General features: G+C 47.5%; 18 protein-coding genes. 12 read left to right on the top strand and 6 right to left on the bottom strand.

The features are described 5' to 3' along the window. The first annotated feature begins 12 nt into the window (after positions 1-12). From AOY24_RS05995 to AOY24_RS05985, 3 genes are all read left to right on the top strand, one after another. The gene (locus tag AOY24_RS05995) at positions 13-3,072 is read left to right on the top strand and encodes an autotransporter outer membrane beta-barrel domain-containing protein (RefSeq protein WP_235507518.1); all 3,060 of its coding nucleotides are present in this window, start codon (positions 13-15) and stop codon (positions 3,070-3,072) included. Between the two features lie 180 nt (positions 3,073-3,252). Continuing rightward, positions 3,253-4,059 (top strand): AraC family transcriptional regulator, encoded by an 807-nt coding sequence (locus tag AOY24_RS05990; protein ID WP_044257805.1) that lies wholly within the window; start codon positions 3,253-3,255, stop codon positions 4,057-4,059. 83 nt (positions 4,060-4,142) lie between these two features. Next, positions 4,143-4,763: a LysE family translocator gene (locus tag AOY24_RS05985; protein ID WP_080343234.1), complete on the top strand. Its 621-nt coding sequence runs from the start codon at positions 4,143-4,145 to the stop codon at positions 4,761-4,763. Positions 4,764-4,875: 112 nt separating this feature from the next. Here the strand turns inward: AOY24_RS05985 and AOY24_RS05980 are convergent, their stop codons facing one another. Beyond that, complete coding sequence (locus tag AOY24_RS05980; RefSeq protein ID WP_043001899.1) at positions 4,876-5,238, bottom strand: RidA family protein; 363 nt, start codon at positions 5,236-5,238, stop codon at positions 4,876-4,878. A gap of 710 nt (positions 5,239-5,948) precedes the next feature. Between AOY24_RS05980 and AOY24_RS05970 the strand changes: the two genes are divergently transcribed. The 4 genes from AOY24_RS05970 (at position 5,949) to AOY24_RS05955 (ending at position 8,578) form a co-directional block, all read left to right on the top strand. Then, positions 5,949-6,461, top strand: coding sequence for a LuxR C-terminal-related transcriptional regulator (locus tag AOY24_RS05970; RefSeq protein WP_043000311.1), 513 nt, complete (start codon positions 5,949-5,951; stop codon positions 6,459-6,461). Between the two features lie 106 nt (positions 6,462-6,567). After that, complete coding sequence (locus AOY24_RS05965) at positions 6,568-7,341, top strand: winged helix-turn-helix domain-containing protein (protein ID WP_054176306.1); 774 nt, start codon at positions 6,568-6,570, stop codon at positions 7,339-7,341. After that, the gene (locus AOY24_RS05960; RefSeq protein ID WP_043000312.1) at positions 7,338-7,802 is read left to right on the top strand and encodes a hypothetical protein; all 465 of its coding nucleotides are present in this window, start codon (positions 7,338-7,340) and stop codon (positions 7,800-7,802) included. Before AOY24_RS05965 ends, AOY24_RS05960 begins: the two co-directional genes overlap by 4 nt. 110 nt (positions 7,803-7,912) lie before the next feature. After that, complete coding sequence (locus AOY24_RS05955) at positions 7,913-8,578, top strand: YecA family protein (RefSeq protein ID WP_043000313.1); 666 nt, start codon at positions 7,913-7,915, stop codon at positions 8,576-8,578. Between the two features lie 28 nt (positions 8,579-8,606). Here AOY24_RS05955 and tyrP read toward each other — a convergent pair whose 3' ends face one another. Then, entirely contained in the window at positions 8,607-9,818 is a 1,212-nt protein-coding gene (gene tyrP / locus AOY24_RS05950; RefSeq protein WP_054176305.1) for a tyrosine transporter TyrP, read from the bottom strand. Between the two features lie 191 nt (positions 9,819-10,009). Here tyrP and AOY24_RS05945 point away from each other — a divergent pair, with 191 nt between their 5' ends. Continuing rightward, complete coding sequence (locus AOY24_RS05945; RefSeq protein WP_043000315.1) at positions 10,010-10,249, top strand: YecH family metal-binding protein; 240 nt, start codon at positions 10,010-10,012, stop codon at positions 10,247-10,249. A gap of 34 nt (positions 10,250-10,283) precedes the next feature. Here the strand turns inward: AOY24_RS05945 and ftnA are convergent, their stop codons facing one another. Further along, positions 10,284-10,781, bottom strand: coding sequence for a non-heme ferritin (gene ftnA, locus AOY24_RS05940; protein ID WP_042318344.1), 498 nt, complete (start codon positions 10,779-10,781; stop codon positions 10,284-10,286). A gap of 182 nt (positions 10,782-10,963) precedes the next feature. Beyond that, the gene (yecR, locus tag AOY24_RS05935; protein ID WP_054176304.1) at positions 10,964-11,299 is read right to left on the bottom strand and encodes a YecR family lipoprotein; all 336 of its coding nucleotides are present in this window, start codon (positions 11,297-11,299) and stop codon (positions 10,964-10,966) included. Positions 11,300-11,558: 259 nt separating this feature from the next. Between yecR and AOY24_RS05930 the strand changes: the two genes are divergently transcribed. Next, positions 11,559-12,197 (top strand): RpiB/LacA/LacB family sugar-phosphate isomerase, encoded by a 639-nt coding sequence (locus AOY24_RS05930; RefSeq protein WP_043000317.1) that lies wholly within the window; start codon positions 11,559-11,561, stop codon positions 12,195-12,197. Between the two features lie 47 nt (positions 12,198-12,244). Here AOY24_RS05930 and AOY24_RS25260 read toward each other — a convergent pair whose 3' ends face one another. Then, positions 12,245-12,475: a hypothetical protein gene (locus AOY24_RS25260; protein ID WP_044257609.1), complete on the bottom strand. Its 231-nt coding sequence runs from the start codon at positions 12,473-12,475 to the stop codon at positions 12,245-12,247. 213 nt (positions 12,476-12,688) lie between these two features. On the opposite strand from AOY24_RS25260, the gene azuC reads away from it, so the two are divergent. Next, positions 12,689-12,775 (top strand): stress response protein AzuC, encoded by an 87-nt coding sequence (gene azuC, locus AOY24_RS24765; RefSeq protein ID WP_086513008.1) that lies wholly within the window; start codon positions 12,689-12,691, stop codon positions 12,773-12,775. A 120-nt stretch (positions 12,776-12,895) separates the two neighbouring features. After that, a complete protein-coding gene (locus tag AOY24_RS05920; protein WP_043000319.1) occupies positions 12,896-13,147 on the top strand; it encodes a DUF2766 family protein in 252 nt (83 codons plus the stop codon). Positions 13,148-13,273: 126 nt separating this feature from the next. Here the strand turns inward: AOY24_RS05920 and AOY24_RS05915 are convergent, their stop codons facing one another. Beyond that, complete coding sequence (locus AOY24_RS05915) at positions 13,274-13,777, bottom strand: non-heme ferritin-like protein (RefSeq protein ID WP_043000320.1); 504 nt, start codon at positions 13,775-13,777, stop codon at positions 13,274-13,276. A gap of 519 nt (positions 13,778-14,296) precedes the next feature. Here AOY24_RS05915 and AOY24_RS05910 point away from each other — a divergent pair. Continuing rightward, positions 14,297-14,854, top strand: a complete 558-nt coding sequence (locus AOY24_RS05910; RefSeq protein WP_054176303.1) for a DJ-1/PfpI family protein — start codon at positions 14,297-14,299, stop codon at positions 14,852-14,854. Positions 14,855-14,962 lie beyond the last annotated feature (108 nt).

The raw sequence follows: 14,962 nt of genomic DNA, 5'->3' as shown, positions 1-14,962 counted from the left end.
GAGGACAGACAAATGATTCAAGGGATATTGAAAAAGATATTATTAGCAGCTTCAGGTTGTACCGTTATAGTTGCTTTTCCTGTCTACACGGAAGAATTAGTCAGCCGGAATTACACCACCGGCATAAACCAGATTGCTTCGGGTGATCATACCGTAACGGCGGGTGATGTGTTGCTGGATGCCAGCGGATATACCGGAATGTTTTATTACCAGCGTTCAATACTCAATACGACTAATGGCAGGATGAATATTGACATTGCTCAGGGCAAGACATTGAGCATTATAGGGTTTAATAATAATCCCGTTGATAACAGTTCTGCGGTTTATGCCTGGAAAAGAGGAACACTTAGCGGAACGATGACCTTTACCGGAGGCAATGTTGTTGTCAGCAATGTTGTTAAAGACAGCTATTCCGATATCTATGGACTCTTTGCCGGGCCTGGAGGGGTACTAAATTTTGAGAGCGATGGTGAAAATAAAATCAATCTCTCTGTGCTCGTGCCTCTGGCCGATGAGGTTTCTACGCACCGCCATGGTATTGGTCTTTATGGGGGAGAGTTGAATTTTGACGGAGGGCTGTTTTACATCAATGTTGATGGCGATCCGGGGAGTTACTCGATTGACAGACGCATCGGGATATTAATAGCCGGGGGCAGTTCAGTGAACGTCAGGGCGGATAACATTCTGATTGATACAAATGAATCTGCAATCATGGCCGGGAGAGATGCAGGATCGGCTAATTACCCGATGGCCAATAATGTCGTCAACAGCGTGAATCTGGAAGCAAATTTCATCCATCTGAAAAGCAGCCAGGGTATTTTATCCAGAGTGAGTAGCGATTACCTCACCCGCTCGCGTTTCACCTTCACCGGCACTACGCTCATTGAAGCCATTGTCCATGGAGATATAGACAATCTTTTTGGTGACAATGTTGGGGGGGACATTCTTTCTGCTAACTCGACAGATTTTGTCTTTAACAGCGACACGACCCTGATTGGTGAAAACCTGACGCCACTCGGTACGCGTGGTGAATATGAACACGAATATCTTGGATGGTTAGATGGGCACTGGCTTAGAGGCGTCGCGCTGATGGATACCTCATCATTAATCGCCAATGCGGATTTCAAACTCCAGAGCAACGGGGGATATTACAACACGGGACTCTACCTGTGGGAAAGTCAGGCCCTCTTCAAAGGGAGAACGTCTATTTCCGTATTAAACGGCGTGGATACAACTCAGGGTGTCTATCTTTATGGCAGTCCCGAAGAAACGACTTATGCTGAATTTCAGGATGACCTGACGGTTTCCACTTCAGGTTCTCAGGCGGAGTATATTTCCGGGATTGAAGTTCTTGCCGGAGGCAAAGCGGACATTCAGAAAGGGTTATTTATCAATGATAATCCTGCGATAACCTGGTCGCTGTTCTCATCAGGCGATGGAAGCCTGATTGATGTGAACACATCAGAAACCGGAACCGTTCAGATTGACGGCGATATTGGGGCGACAAACGGCGGTACGCTGAATATGACCCTCAATAATGCCAACTCCTGGTTAACCGCGGCCAGTTATACCGCAACAACAACGTCGACCAGCCAGGGTGTCGTAGACATGAATATCACTAACGGCGCGGTATGGAACATGACTGGCAATTCGCATGTCACTAACCTGTCGCTGTCGGGCGGGCGAGTGAATATGCTGGCGCCGGGCAATACTGGCGCGTTTAAGTCTTTGACTGTGGAAGGCGATTATACCGGCGGTGGCACCCTGATGATGAACACGGTACTCGGAGGGGATAACTCCGCAACGGACAAACTCATCGTAGAGGGAAATACCTCCGGCCACACGTTGGTGGCAATCAATAATATTGGTGGCATGGGCGCGCAGACGGTCGAAGGGATTGAAATTGTCAATGTTGCAGGAAACTCCAGTGGGACTTTCGAGAAAGAGAGTCGCATTGTTGCCGGTGCGTATGATTACAATGTGATCCGGCGCGGCAGCAACTGGTATTTAAGCAGCACTGGGGGGCTGAGTGACCCCGTTGACCCGGGCGTGCCAGCTTCGCCAGAAATCCCGCAGGCACCGGTTCACCCTGGTGGTCCTTCACAGGTTCGCCCGGAATTTGGCAGTTATCTGGCTAATAGCCTGGCTGCCAATACCCTGTTCATTTCGCGGCTTCACGATCGTCTTGGCGAAACGCAGTATACCGATGCGCTAACTGGTGAGAGTAAAACTACCAGCATGTGGATACGCAACGTGGGAAGTCATACGCGCTTTAACGACGATAGCGAACAGTTAAAAACCCAGAGCAATAGTTATGTGCTGCAACTTGGCGGCGATCTGGCGCAGTGGAGTTCAGATGGTCTGGACCGCTGGCATCTTGGGCTAATGGCGGGTTATGCCAACAGCCGTAGCCGCACCACATCAGCGTTAAATAACCATCATTCCCGTGGTTCGGTCGACGGTTACAGTGTGGGTCTGTATGGTACCTGGTATGCCAACGAACCTGATCAATCCGGAAGCTATGTGGACACCTGGATGCTCTATAACTGGTTTGATAACACCGTCAATGGTCAGTATCAGGCAAGTGAAACGTATAAATCCAAAGGCATCACGGCTGCGGTTGAGGCGGGTTACAGCCTGAAGGTTGCAGAAAGTCAGCAATTGACCTACTGGATCCAGCCCAAAGCTCAGATCGTCTGGATGGATGTGCAGGCGGACGATCATCGGGAACGTAATGGCACGCCGGTGAAGGCGGATAGCACTGGTAATCTGATGACCAGTCTGGGCGTCAGAGCATATTTCAATCGTAAACCCACCGTCGAAGAGGACAAGATGGCAGGCATCCAGCCATTTGTTGAAGCGAACTGGATCCACAACTCACACAGCCCGCGAGTCACTATGGGTGAGATGCCAAATGACGTCCAGGGAGTGAAAGATTTGGCAGAACTGAAAATTGGTGTGGAAGGACAACTCTCCTCTCGCTTGACGGTCTGGGGAAATATCTCCGGGCAAATGGGGAGTGACCACTACAGCAATGCCCAGGGCATGGTGGGTGTGAAATACAACTGGTAAGCATGGGACTGGATATTCCATGAGAAGGGTGAGGGGCAGGGTAAACCTGCTCCTTTTTTATTCGGGCCTGAGTCGAGTCTGTTCCAGCTAATTACAAAAGATGGGTCGTCTGTCTTCGTTTCAGAGGGTATCTTGAGAGAATCGATGTTTATCTCCCTCCATGACCATGAGAAAACGACCATGAAAAAAGACGTTCATCAGGTGAAGCAGTACCGTCGTGTGATACCTGATGTTGAAATACTGTCGTTATATTCAGCGCGCGCGTTCCCTCGTCACTCTCATGATCAATTCGGCATTGGGGTTTTCATCCAGGGAAGCCATCGCTCTTGGAGTAATATCGGCAATGTAAATGCGGTAACAGGGGATATCATCATGGTCAATCCCGGCGAAATTCACGACGGGATCCCCGCTACGGGTCCGCGGGGCTGGCACATGTTGTACATCAATCCTGACGTCTTTATAAAAGAATGGAATACCGACATACCCACAGGTGATTTAACCCTGAAGCCTGTGGCTAACGATCCTACTCTTGGTCTGATGATTAGGCAGTTTCTTCATCAGCTGGCTACCGATGATCCTGATGCTATGGCGATTGAAGAGATGATCATGCGTTGCCTTATGCAGGCTGGACGGCACCACACCCTTTCTGCCGCACCGCGTATTCTGCCTTCTCCGACAGTACGACGGGTAAAAGAGTTCATTGATGATGCCCCGGAGGAGAACATGACATTGACAGGATTAGCCAGTCTGTGTGACATCTCCCGATTCCAGCTCATTCGCCGTTTTTCCAGGGAGGTGGGGATGACGCCGCATGCTTATCTTTTACAGTCCAGAGTTCGGCTGGCAAAAAAACTCTTGGCACAGGGCAAGAGAACGGTTGATGTTGCATTAATGGCTGGTTTTTCCGATCAAAGCCATCTGACTCATGCATTTCAGAAACAGACAGGCATCACGCCGGGGCAATATCGTTCCGCGATGGTGGATTAACCATCTGCAATTTTCTACAAGATCTGCAGGGGTATCCTGATAAACACTGACTCTCCTGTTTTGTGTTTACCAGAGATAACGCCATGCTAATCAGTATCGAATTCTTATTAACCTCTTTGATTGTGATTATTTCGCCGGGAACCGGTGCTATCTACACCATCGCGATGGGGCTGTCGCGGGGGACAGCGATGAGTTTGCTGGCTGCCGTGGGATGTACATTGGGGATTGTTCCGCATATGTTGGCCGCCATCACGGGATTAGCCGCCATTTTCTACTCCAGTGAAATGGCGTTTACCGTCATCAAATATGCCGGGGTCGTGTGGCTGTTATATATGGCGTGGAATATCATAAAAGAGAAATCAACATTACAACCGGATGATTGCGACATTTCTCAGTCAAGGGTAAAAGTGATCCTGCACGCGATATTTATCAATCTGTTAAATCCCAAGTTGTCACTGTTCTTTTTGGCCTTCCTTCCTCAATTCATTCAAACCACATCAACCGCACCGGCAACCGATATGTTAATACTGAGTCTGATCTTCATGTTAATGACGCTGCTCGTGTTCATGTTGTATGGTGTTTTTTCATCCTTTATGCGCACGAAGGTATTAAACCACCCGATGATTTTGTCGGGACTACGGATCCTGTTTTCATGTGGTTTTGTGAGTCTGGCGGTGAATTTATTGTTAACCCAGCGTGGGTAGCGCGAGTCAGGTCTATGGCATACTATGTCTGTGGGAAGGTTATTCCTGAGAATTGCTCTTGCGGTGAGTTTATTCATTACGCCGCAAGAACGCTCTGTAATAGGATGGGATATTATCGGCAAGCAATGGCGTCAAGTTGAAACAACATTCCTGATGTGCCTCCGCGATGAGCAAATTCAGTCTGAATGGATTTTCTGGCCGGAAATTGGCCATCAAAGCGCTGCTTCATGACGTTCTCCATCACCGGAATATCCCACACGTCGCGGAACAGCGCATCAATTTTCACGACTGACTGCAGCGTCAGGCCGATAGTGCTTAGCCTTTCACTCAGATTATCAAACGCGCCATTGATTTGTGCCTCAATGGGTTGTCCGATATTACCAACACAGTAACTCACAAAGATAAAACCGCCAGCCTCAACCATTCCGGCAAGCGCCCAGTCTTCATTTATTTCATGCCTTGTAATCGTCGTCATAATGTAAGTCATTATCCTTTGGTTTTACATGGGGTCGTTTCTGTCACCATACTAGCCTCAGACATTCTCATGATAAAGGGATCTTTCAAAGATGAGAAATAAAAAAGGTCAAATGTCCTTAAAGATTTTTTTATCATTTTTTATAAATACTCCGACGTGGTTAATGCGTTTCTCCAGAGGGGAGGCTTCTCGATCCAGGTAAGAAAATAACATTATTTTTAGTAAGTAACATTCGGTGTAAAGAATGAGTAACGTATTTAAACTTCTTATGGTCAGTGAGAAACTCAGGCTGCTTATCCCGGCGTCATTGCATGAGACGGGTGATCTCAGGACTGCATCATTCATCAATATTCCTTTAATATGATTTTATTGTGCACTGATGGCTTGATATCTTTGTTGTATCTTCTTATAAATCATTCGGTTACAAGCCTGATTTTTACTTGAGATGAAAGATATGTTTCATTTAAGGTCGTTTAAGGCTATTTAAAATGACAGTTTAAGATATTTACAGCAATAATCAATATCATAAAGACGGTAGTTGTCTTTATTGTGGTTTTGTTTGAATTTTTCAATTAATTTTCAGGAATGTATCGCCAGGCGAAAGGAATCGACTCTGTGGAAACGGTAAAAATATAATGTTGTAATAGATGAATTTAGCATGCAATTTCAAATCCTGGAAATATCGCTGTTACAAGTGGAGTTAACGAATAATGCATATATTTTCACATGATCAGTACTTTATTGCTGGTCTGCAGCAAATACTGTTCTTTACTGGTCTTGATAAATCACCTGAGATTGTTGTTTTTGATCCAGGAGGTGGTACTGTTTATATTACAAACAGTATTGAATGTCTGCGTGCGGATACAATGGATACGTTAACGCATTTTACACAACTACGATGCTATTCATTGACCCGAAATGCGCCTTTAACGGAGTACTTTTATGTACTGGATCAGCTGAAGCAGAATAAGCGGATCCCTCTGCATACCCGATCATTGTCGAACAGGGAACGGATAATCATTGAATATTATCTGGCGGGACTCGGAAAGCGCGCCATTGCACGAAACATGCTGCTCAGCGAGGGAGCTATCAGCAATAGTCAGTTAAGAGCGTTGCGGAAAATGAATATGAAGAATATTGCATTGTTTCTTCAGGTTATGCGCAACTGGTGCGTCTTCAGAGCCAAATATTCCTGTGAACGCAGTATCACATTTTTGCCATAGGCTTTAAGAATTATCGATTATTCCATTGGGCAACATGTCCAGGGGACGACATGGTGATGAAGAACCATTTTAGGGGGATAACGGGAATTATCCAAAGGACATGGCGATGATATTGTACTTAATAAATGGAACAGTAGAGTTCAATCCGCAGACCAGAAGCCTGAAAAATCAATCAACTGGAGAGGTTGTTTATTTACAGCAACCCGCCACGGCATGTTTCCTTTATCTTATTTTGAATCAGGGTAGGGTCATCGCGCAAAAAGAACTAGTAAACGAAGGCTGGAAAGCGCGTGATGTTGTGACCCTGCCCAATACGTTTTATCAGACTATTTTAACATTACGTAAGACACTGGAAGAGATAGGATTACCAAGACATATGGTAAAAACTATTTCCCGTCAAGGACTAACATTATCATCAGATATTGTGATTGAACCGTTTCCTCTTCAGAATCTTGCTATTTCAGAAAATTCATCAATCAAAACGCTAACCAGTGAAAAAGAATGCACCGCAAGCATTCTACCGAACAAATCCCGCGGGCTACGCATTGGAATATCCTTTTTCTTTATTGTGACGATAATAAACTGCATGTTTATGTATCAGAATCGATTGAAAATGCCATTTCAGAATTTTGTGGCCCTGCACATGGATAAGAAAAATGATAATCGCTGCCATGTCTATTATGAAGTGACGCAGTCGGTCACTGATAATTACGCTGCGCTGATAAAAAAATATCCGAACTTTTGCCATGACAACAATTATATCTTTCTCTCTGACTACGCCAAAACCGGACGTGCTGTGGCTTTTGTGTGCAACAAAGATGTTCGATCTGACACTGAGGCATTTTGTTCATCTCATTTTTTCTGGAATTTACACCAATGAGTAAAAATACGGTTGTATTACTCCTGATTTGGTTGTTCAGCACATCGGTGATTTCCGGTGTTTACCTGTTATATCTGCTATTCAAACCGTCATACCTGGATTGTATTGGTGATGCTGACTGGAATGTTGGTGATGCCCGTTTCGTTGGCGCGGTTTCCTATCAGATGCACAAGCGAGAAGGGCTGGCCGTCATTACGGGTAAAGTGGATGGCGAGACAAAGATTAATGTCAATCGGCTGGTCTATTTTAACTATACCCAGCAGTTCAGAACGCGGATTTTACATACAGTACGCATTGTCAAAACCTTTTCCGATACCGTGACGGATGAAAAACTCGAAAAGATATTATCTCCATTCTTTTTGAAGAAAGGTGGTGAATTGACCCTGACCGTGGATGAGTATCAATCTGCGTATGTCTTTTCAAACGCCAATGTGCCGTATCTGTTTTGCAGAAAGAAATGATGAGGAGAATGGATGCCCATGTGAGGTGTCCCACGCGGCAATCAGTATCCGTTTCCTCGTTCGCCATGTAAGATAGCCGCTGGCGAGAGTGTTTACCGAGGACAAGTATGATGAAAACGGGACCGTTGAACGAAAGTGAACTGGAGTGGCTGGATGATGTGCTGACCAAGTACAACACCGAACATGCCATTCTTGACGTGGCAGAACTGGATGGACTGCTGACGGCTGTACTCAGTTCACCACGTGAAATTGAGCCAGAGCAGTGGCTGGTTGCCGTATGGGGTGGGGCGCAATATGTGCCGCGCTGGTCCTCTGAAAAAGAGATGACGCGTTTTATGAATCTCGCTTTCCAGCATATGGCGGACACCGCTGACCGGTTGAATGATTTCCCGGAACAGTTTGAACCGCTGTTTGGTTTGCGCGAAATTGAAGGGCGTGAGATTACCATCGTGGAAGAGTGGTGCTTCGGCTACATGCGCGGCGTTGCGCTTTCCGACTGGTCCGCGCTACCGGATACACTGAAACCCGCTCTTGACGCCATTGCGTTGCACGGTACAGAAGAGAATTTCGAGGTGGTTGAGAAACTCACCCCGGAAGCGTTTGAAGAAAGCGTTGAGGCGATCCGCCTGGCAGCGTTGGATCTCCATGCATACTGGATGGCGCACCCGCAGGAAACGCCAGTGCAGGTGCCAGTGAAAGCGGAAGTGAAAGTCGGCCGCAACGATCCATGCCCGTGTGGAAGCGGTAAAAAATACAAGCAGTGCTGTCTGCACTGAAAAGAAAAGGGGCTGACGCCCCTTTTCTTTATCCCACTTCGGGCAGCAGTCCGGCGGCAATCAGAAATTGTACGCCGATCACCACAATGCCACAGGTAAACACCAGTGCCAGCGCGGGGCGTCCGCCCAGTACGCGATAGCCCGCCTGCGGATTCTGTTTACGACTCTGCCATGCCAGCAGTGAAGGGATGATCAGCGCCAGCACTGCCAGCGCGACGCCGGCGTAGCCCAGCGCCATCACAAAACCACGTGGATAGAAGAGGGCGAAAGCCAGCGGTGGCAGAAAGGTGATTGCACCCGTTTGCAACCGGCCAGCGGCTGTATTGCGGCGCTGAAACAGATCAGCCAGATAATCGAACAGCCCCAGTGCGACGCCGAGGAAAGAGGTTGCCAGCGCTAAGTCAGCAAAAAGGTGCACCGCCAGCTCAACGTGCGGCGAGGCAACGACCTCCCGTAACGCCTGCAACAAACCATTCAACCCGGCATGATTTGCCAGCAGTCCCATAAACGTTGTGGAGTTGATGCTACCGAGCGTCGCCAGTTGCCAGAAAATATAGGCCACTAACGGAATCGCGCTGCCGATAATAAATACCCACCGCAGTTTGCGGATGTTGCCTTCCATGTAACTCACGATGCTGGGGACGCTGCCGTGAAAGCCGAAAGAGGTGAAAATGACCGGGATAGCCGAAAGCGCCAGCCCCTGCTCAAGCGGCAGGGTCAGAAGATTGACTTTATGAATGTGCGGCATCAGCAGCACCAGCATCACGACCAGGAAAATAATCTTGGCGCTAAAGAGAAAGCGGTTAAACAAATCGACCAGCGAGGTGCCCACGCAGACGACGCCACCGGCAACAAAGGTGAACAGTAAGACGCCAGCGGTGGGGGACATTTCGCTTCCGGTCCAGTCGCTGATACTGGAGGCGAGTAACTCACCCGCGCCGCTGATATAGGCAGCGGTCAGCGCATACATCAGGAACATCATACTGAAGCCGGTTATCCACTGACCATAGCGTCCCAGATAGCGCTTAGCCAGCGTCCCTAAACCGGTGTCAGCCGGGACGTACTGATATACTTCAAGCAGCAACAGCGCGGTGTAGCACATCAATGCCCACAACCCAATCAATAACGCTAAAGTGACGCCAAAACCGACCCCGGCGGCCGCCAAAGGCATCGCCAGCATCCCTGCGCCAATCGTAGTGCCTGCCACGATGAAAACACTTCCCAGAGTTCTATTCTTCACGCTTTACACTGTCCCAGAGAAAAACAACGGTTAGATCTGCGGCGCAGGGTAAGGCAAAACGCTATTTTCGTCAAATGACCGTTACATCGACTGTATAATAATATTTACACCCTAAATGAGCGCAACCTGCGTTGGCGCAAAGCAGAGGATGCCGTTTCGCCGTAGGCTACGCACTTTATTGAGGAGGAATGATGGATTCTGTTCACGGTCACGAAGTGTTGAATATGATGATTGAGTCAGGCGAGAACTATTCTACGGCTAGCCTCGAAGCTGCGATTAAGGCGCGGTTTGGCGAAGCGGCGCGTTTTCATACTTGCTCAGCGTCGGGCATGACGGCGGGAGAACTGGTGGCGTTTCTGGCGGCGAAAGGGAAATTTATCGCTCAGGATGACGGTTTCTCTACGCACGAAAGCAAGATATGCCGTCATTAAGAAAACGGTGAGGAATTTCCTCACCGTTTTATGATTAATTTGCGGTATCGAGCGTCGACAGCTCTTTATCGATAAAATACAAACCTTCGCCGCTTTTTCCTGCCAGCGTTAATTTATCAATCACCGATTTAAACAATTTCTCTTCTTCATGCTGTTCGGCAACATACCATTGCAGGAAATTAAAGGTCGGATAATCCTGACTAGTCATTGCGGCATGCGCCAGTTCGTTAATTTTCTGGGTGATCAACTGTTCGTGTTCGTAAGTCACACGGAATAACTCATCCAGCGATGCATATTCAGCAAAAGGCGATGAGACGGTATTAATGCGCGGCAGGCTGCCGGTATCGGTCAGATAGTCAAACAGACGCTGCATGTGCGTCATCTCTTCCTGCGCGTGGCGACGCAGGAACGCGGCGGCACCTTCAAAGCTGTGGTAGCTACACCAGGCGCTCATCTGCTGATAGAGCAGGGAGGAATATAATTCCAGGTTCATTTGCTCATTCAGTTTGTCGATCATTTCTGTTTTCAGCATGACTTCGCTCCACAAAATTCATAAATATGTTGATGTGGCGTCACTATAATTTGTTATTTAAATATTTGCAAAAGGTAAAATAATAAATTTAATTATTAAAAATACGAATGGGAATAAAACGCATTTGCGCTATAAAATAATTAGCGCGGGATAAATCAGGCCAGTTAATACTGGCCCGTAAATTAATAATAATGAGGTGCTGCTTGCGAAATGGCGATGCCCTGACATTGCCAGGAGAGTGTAATTTTCGTGTTCATACACAGGGAGCCAGCATAAACACTGCAGGTGCTGACGGGTTGACCGAATGGCTGGGCGCTGGCATAGCCTAGTTGCTGACACGCGCGTGTGGCGGTGCCCTGGGCGATATAGTCGTCGGTATAGGCGTTTTGCAGCATCGCCTGATCGTAACTCAATCGCACAACGCCGGTTGTCGCGCTGGCATCACTCACCTGTGCCTGTCTGTTGATCGCGCATCCCGTCAGGAGTATCAGTGAGAGGGCAATAAAAAGAGTCTTCATGGTATCGCTCTGAATGTTCGGTGATACGCTATCCTAATTCACACATCAGCGTTTCAATGGCCTGAATAACTTATAGATCAGCAACGACTAATTCACACGACGACGGTCATTTTGCGGTCACCTGAAGAAAATGTGAAGCTACCACTCATTTTTAAAACCATCTTTCATAAAATTTGAAATTATGTTTGCTAAGTAGTACTGTGCGGTATCGTGATGACTCAAGGCGGGACTTCCCGCATCGCATTCAGGAGAAGACAGAATGAAAATTGCACTGATGATGGAAAACAGCCAGGCGGGTAAAAACGCCATCATTCACCGCGAGCTCAAAGCGGTGGCGGATGAAAAGGGTTTTCCGGTATTCAACGTCGGGATGAGCGACGAGAATGACCACCACCTGACCTATATCCACCTTGGCATCATGGCGAGCATTCTGCTGAATTCAAAAGCGGTTGATTTTGTGGTGACCGGCTGTGGTACAGGCCAGGGCGCGTTGATGTCACTGAATATTCATCCGGGCGTGGTGTGTGGCTACTGCATTGATCCGGCGGATGCCTTCCTGTTCGCGCAGATTAACAACGGTAATGCGCTGTCTCTGCCGTTTGCGAAAGGGTTTGGCTGGGGAGCGGAACTGAACGTGCGCTTTATCTTCGAGAAAGCCTTTACGGGGCGCAATGGCGAAGGTTACCCGCCAGAGCGTAAAGAACCGCAGGTGCGTAACGCCGGGATCCTTAACCAGGTCAAAGCGGCGGTCGTTAAAGACAACTATCTTGATACGCTGCGTGCAATCGATCCGGAACTGGTGAAGACGGCAGTTTCTGGGCAGCGTTTCCAGCAATGCTTCTTTGAAAATGGCCAGAGCAAAGAGATTGAAGCGTTCGTTCGCGAAATCCTCGGCTAATTTTTGCTGACAAGCCGGAGGGCGTAATGCGCATCCGGCTTTCCACTTTACTTCCTGGCAGACACCGCGCTGCCCGCCTCTTTCACCAGTCGTAACGTCTCCACCATGCCAGTCAGGCAGATAAGCGCGATGACCACAAAAACCAGACGAAAGCTGATGCCGCTAAACTGAATCCCGAGGTACAGCACCAGCAAAATAAGCCAGACAGGCGTGCTGAAGGTGATCTGGGTGGCAGAAGAGATTCTTCGTTTGCTTTCTGTGGTTCGAGCTTCTTGCATCGTGCACTTGCCATTCAAAAAAAACGATAAAAATTCACCAGAACTGATATTGCTGTAGGTAATTGATTTATCGGTGAAAGAGTCGCAAATGCAAAGAATATGTTAAGTATAAAACGTGATTAAAATCACGAAGTAGTTGATTTTTGTGATGACGGTCATACTATATGCGCATAGACGATAACACCTGCATAACAAAATAGTTGGAGTCATGGCATGAAACTGCGCAAAATCCTGAAAAGCATGTTTGAAAATTATTGCAAAACGTTTAAAGACGTACCGCCGGGCGATATGTTCCGCTGATAAAAAACCTGCTTCGGCAGGTTTTTTTATACCCGTCGTCCGCGGCGTCAGGTGTGGCTATCGTTTCGGCCTCTGAATCGGTACTATGACGGTCTTTCATCACTAACAGGAACGCCTGCTATGTCCCAACCGCTGAATGCCGATCAGGAACTGGTCTCTGACGTTGTCGCCTGCCAGCTCGTCATCAAACAAATTCTCGATGTTCTCGACGTGATTGCTCCCGTTGAAGTTCGCGAAAAAATGACCAGCCAGCTGAAAAACATTGATTTTTCAACGCATCCCGCAGCTGCCGATCCCGTCACGCGGCGCGCTATCCAGAAAGCGATCGCACTGATTGAACTGAAATTCACGCCGCAGGGCGAAGCGCACTAAAATAAGCCGTTGTTTTATATTATAGAAATACTTTTTGCAATGCCTCCCAAAGTGGAGGCATCAGGCTGAAAAGGCTTTGCGAATTGGCCTGCCGGGGAGTGAAATGCAGGCCAATAGCGTGGTCAATTAATGCTGTTGATAATTGACGACGTTGAGCACGTGCTGATCGGTCTGCTCCGGGCACAGTCCCGCGCGTTTGGCGCTACGCACTTCCTCAAGAATCGTTTGTAACAACAGCCCATCTTGCTGCTGTTCTTTTTCCAGAGCGTGGAGAAAATTCAGGGTAGGCGCATCGTTCAGGGCTTCCGCTTCGTTGGTGAGCTGCGAAAGCGTGCTGGCGCGCTGCTCATAATCTTCCATTGTTTTCTGAAACAGTTCTTCCAGCGAATGTAAGTCTTCGCCTGGTACATCAATGGCCTTAACGACCGGATTCGCCCCGGCATTTTTCATGAAGTTAAAGACGCGCATCATTTGGGTGACATTACTCTGGGCTTGAGTACGTAAGAAAGTCGCAGTACCCATCAGACGGTGTTCAGAACACCACTCACTCAGATGGAGGTAGAGATTGGAAGCATAAAACTCAAGATTCATTTGATTATTGAGTTTGTTTACCATTCCAACTGCAGCCATATCAATATCCTTATTTCCTGATAGAAGGGATGTGCAGCGCTAATCTGCACAACTTACTGTTAGCAGAATACGTCCATTCTGCCAGTCCATTATGTGATCGAAGAGTCAATTCCATCGCGAATCGAAAATAAGCATACCTGCATCAATGGAATAAGAAAATCCTTAAGTGGCATTGTTTATGATTTTTTACACATTACTGAAGTTAATACATCACCCCGTATTTGGTAAACATAATGTGAAATTATATATCTGATTGATTTTGTTGAAGCTTGAATGGTTTTATGATTTTGAAATGATGTTTTAAGTCACAAAAGTGGATAGTTTAGCGTGGTAATATCAGAATATTGATAATCTTTACCGTCCCTGCCGCGATAATAATCCTGTGAAACCGTTCTGGCAGAAATAATGCCAGTTTGTCTCTTACTAAAAATCAGGGCAGCGACATCTTGTTCAATTATAACCGAATGATTAATTCGTCATTTTCGGTGTTATCAGCCTGTAATAAATGAGGAAAGGTGAATGAAAAGAGTGGCCGTCTTGCTGGCATCGGGGTTCGAGGAAGCGGAAGCGATCGTTACTATTGATATCTTGCGTCGTCTGAATATTGACGTCGATACCCTGGCCTGCGCGGAATCTCGCGCCGTCGTGAGCTACCACAATGTCCCAATGGTCACCGATTACACGCTGGCGGGGCAGCAGGAGCGCCTGTATGACGCGGTGGTGCTGCCGGGCGGCCCACAAGGGAGCGTAAACCTGGCGGCGAATCCACAGGTTATTGAGTTTGTCTCGCGCCATGATGCCGCCGGAAAATTAATTTGTCCCATTTGTTCAGCGGCCGCTCGTGTATTAGGCGGCAACGGCTTACTGAAGGGGCGTCGTTATGTCTGCTCAGGCGATCTCTATAAAACGGTGACTGATGGCGTTTATGTTGATGCGCCGGTTGTGGAGGATGGGCATCTCCTGAGTGGTAAAGGGTTAGGCCATATTTTTGATTTTGCCCTGACGCTGTCAGCCCGTTTGTTAGGCAATGAACAACCCGTTCGTGAACATGCTGAACATATCTATTATCCGTGGTAATTCGTTCGTACCCGAATACAGGGGGATTCGGGTACAAGGATTTGTGAGCTGACCTTATGGATTAATGTGCTACGTCACTTTTTATTTGTCTGACAATTACCCCATTTC

Source organism: Citrobacter sp. CtB7.12 (assembly GCF_001297795.1).
Classification (GTDB): domain Bacteria; phylum Pseudomonadota; class Gammaproteobacteria; order Enterobacterales; family Enterobacteriaceae; genus Citrobacter_A; species Citrobacter_A amalonaticus.
This window is presented reverse-complemented; position numbering and strand designations above follow the sequence as displayed.

Bases quoted from the DNA above. Each gene is read 5' to 3' on its own strand.
- AOY24_RS05995 (WP_235507518.1), top strand. From the start codon at position 13: ATGATTCAAGGGATATTGAAAAAGATATTATTAGCAGCTTCAGGTTGT.
- AOY24_RS05990 (WP_044257805.1), top strand. From the start codon at position 3,253: ATGAAAAAAGACGTTCATCAGGTGAAGCAGTACCGTCGTGTGATACCT.
- AOY24_RS05985 (WP_080343234.1), top strand. From the start codon at position 4,143: ATGCTAATCAGTATCGAATTCTTATTAACCTCTTTGATTGTGATTATT.
- AOY24_RS05980 (WP_043001899.1), bottom strand. From the start codon at position 5,238: ATGACGACGATTACAAGGCATGAAATAAATGAAGACTGGGCGCTTGCC.
- AOY24_RS05970 (WP_043000311.1), top strand. From the start codon at position 5,949: ATGCATATATTTTCACATGATCAGTACTTTATTGCTGGTCTGCAGCAA.
- AOY24_RS05965 (WP_054176306.1), top strand. From the start codon at position 6,568: ATGATATTGTACTTAATAAATGGAACAGTAGAGTTCAATCCGCAGACC.
- AOY24_RS05960 (WP_043000312.1), top strand. From the start codon at position 7,338: ATGAGTAAAAATACGGTTGTATTACTCCTGATTTGGTTGTTCAGCACA.
- AOY24_RS05955 (WP_043000313.1), top strand. From the start codon at position 7,913: ATGAAAACGGGACCGTTGAACGAAAGTGAACTGGAGTGGCTGGATGAT.
- AOY24_RS05945 (WP_043000315.1), top strand. From the start codon at position 10,010: ATGGATTCTGTTCACGGTCACGAAGTGTTGAATATGATGATTGAGTCA.
- ftnA (WP_042318344.1), bottom strand. From the start codon at position 10,781: ATGCTGAAAACAGAAATGATCGACAAACTGAATGAGCAAATGAACCTG.
- yecR (WP_054176304.1), bottom strand. From the start codon at position 11,299: ATGAAGACTCTTTTTATTGCCCTCTCACTGATACTCCTGACGGGATGC.
- AOY24_RS05930 (WP_043000317.1), top strand. From the start codon at position 11,559: ATGAAAATTGCACTGATGATGGAAAACAGCCAGGCGGGTAAAAACGCC.
- AOY24_RS25260 (WP_044257609.1), bottom strand. From the start codon at position 12,475: ATGCAAGAAGCTCGAACCACAGAAAGCAAACGAAGAATCTCTTCTGCC.
- azuC (WP_086513008.1), top strand. From the start codon at position 12,689: ATGAAACTGCGCAAAATCCTGAAAAGCATGTTTGAAAATTATTGCAAA.
- AOY24_RS05920 (WP_043000319.1), top strand. From the start codon at position 12,896: ATGTCCCAACCGCTGAATGCCGATCAGGAACTGGTCTCTGACGTTGTC.
- AOY24_RS05915 (WP_043000320.1), bottom strand. From the start codon at position 13,777: ATGGCTGCAGTTGGAATGGTAAACAAACTCAATAATCAAATGAATCTT.
- AOY24_RS05910 (WP_054176303.1), top strand. From the start codon at position 14,297: ATGAAAAGAGTGGCCGTCTTGCTGGCATCGGGGTTCGAGGAAGCGGAA.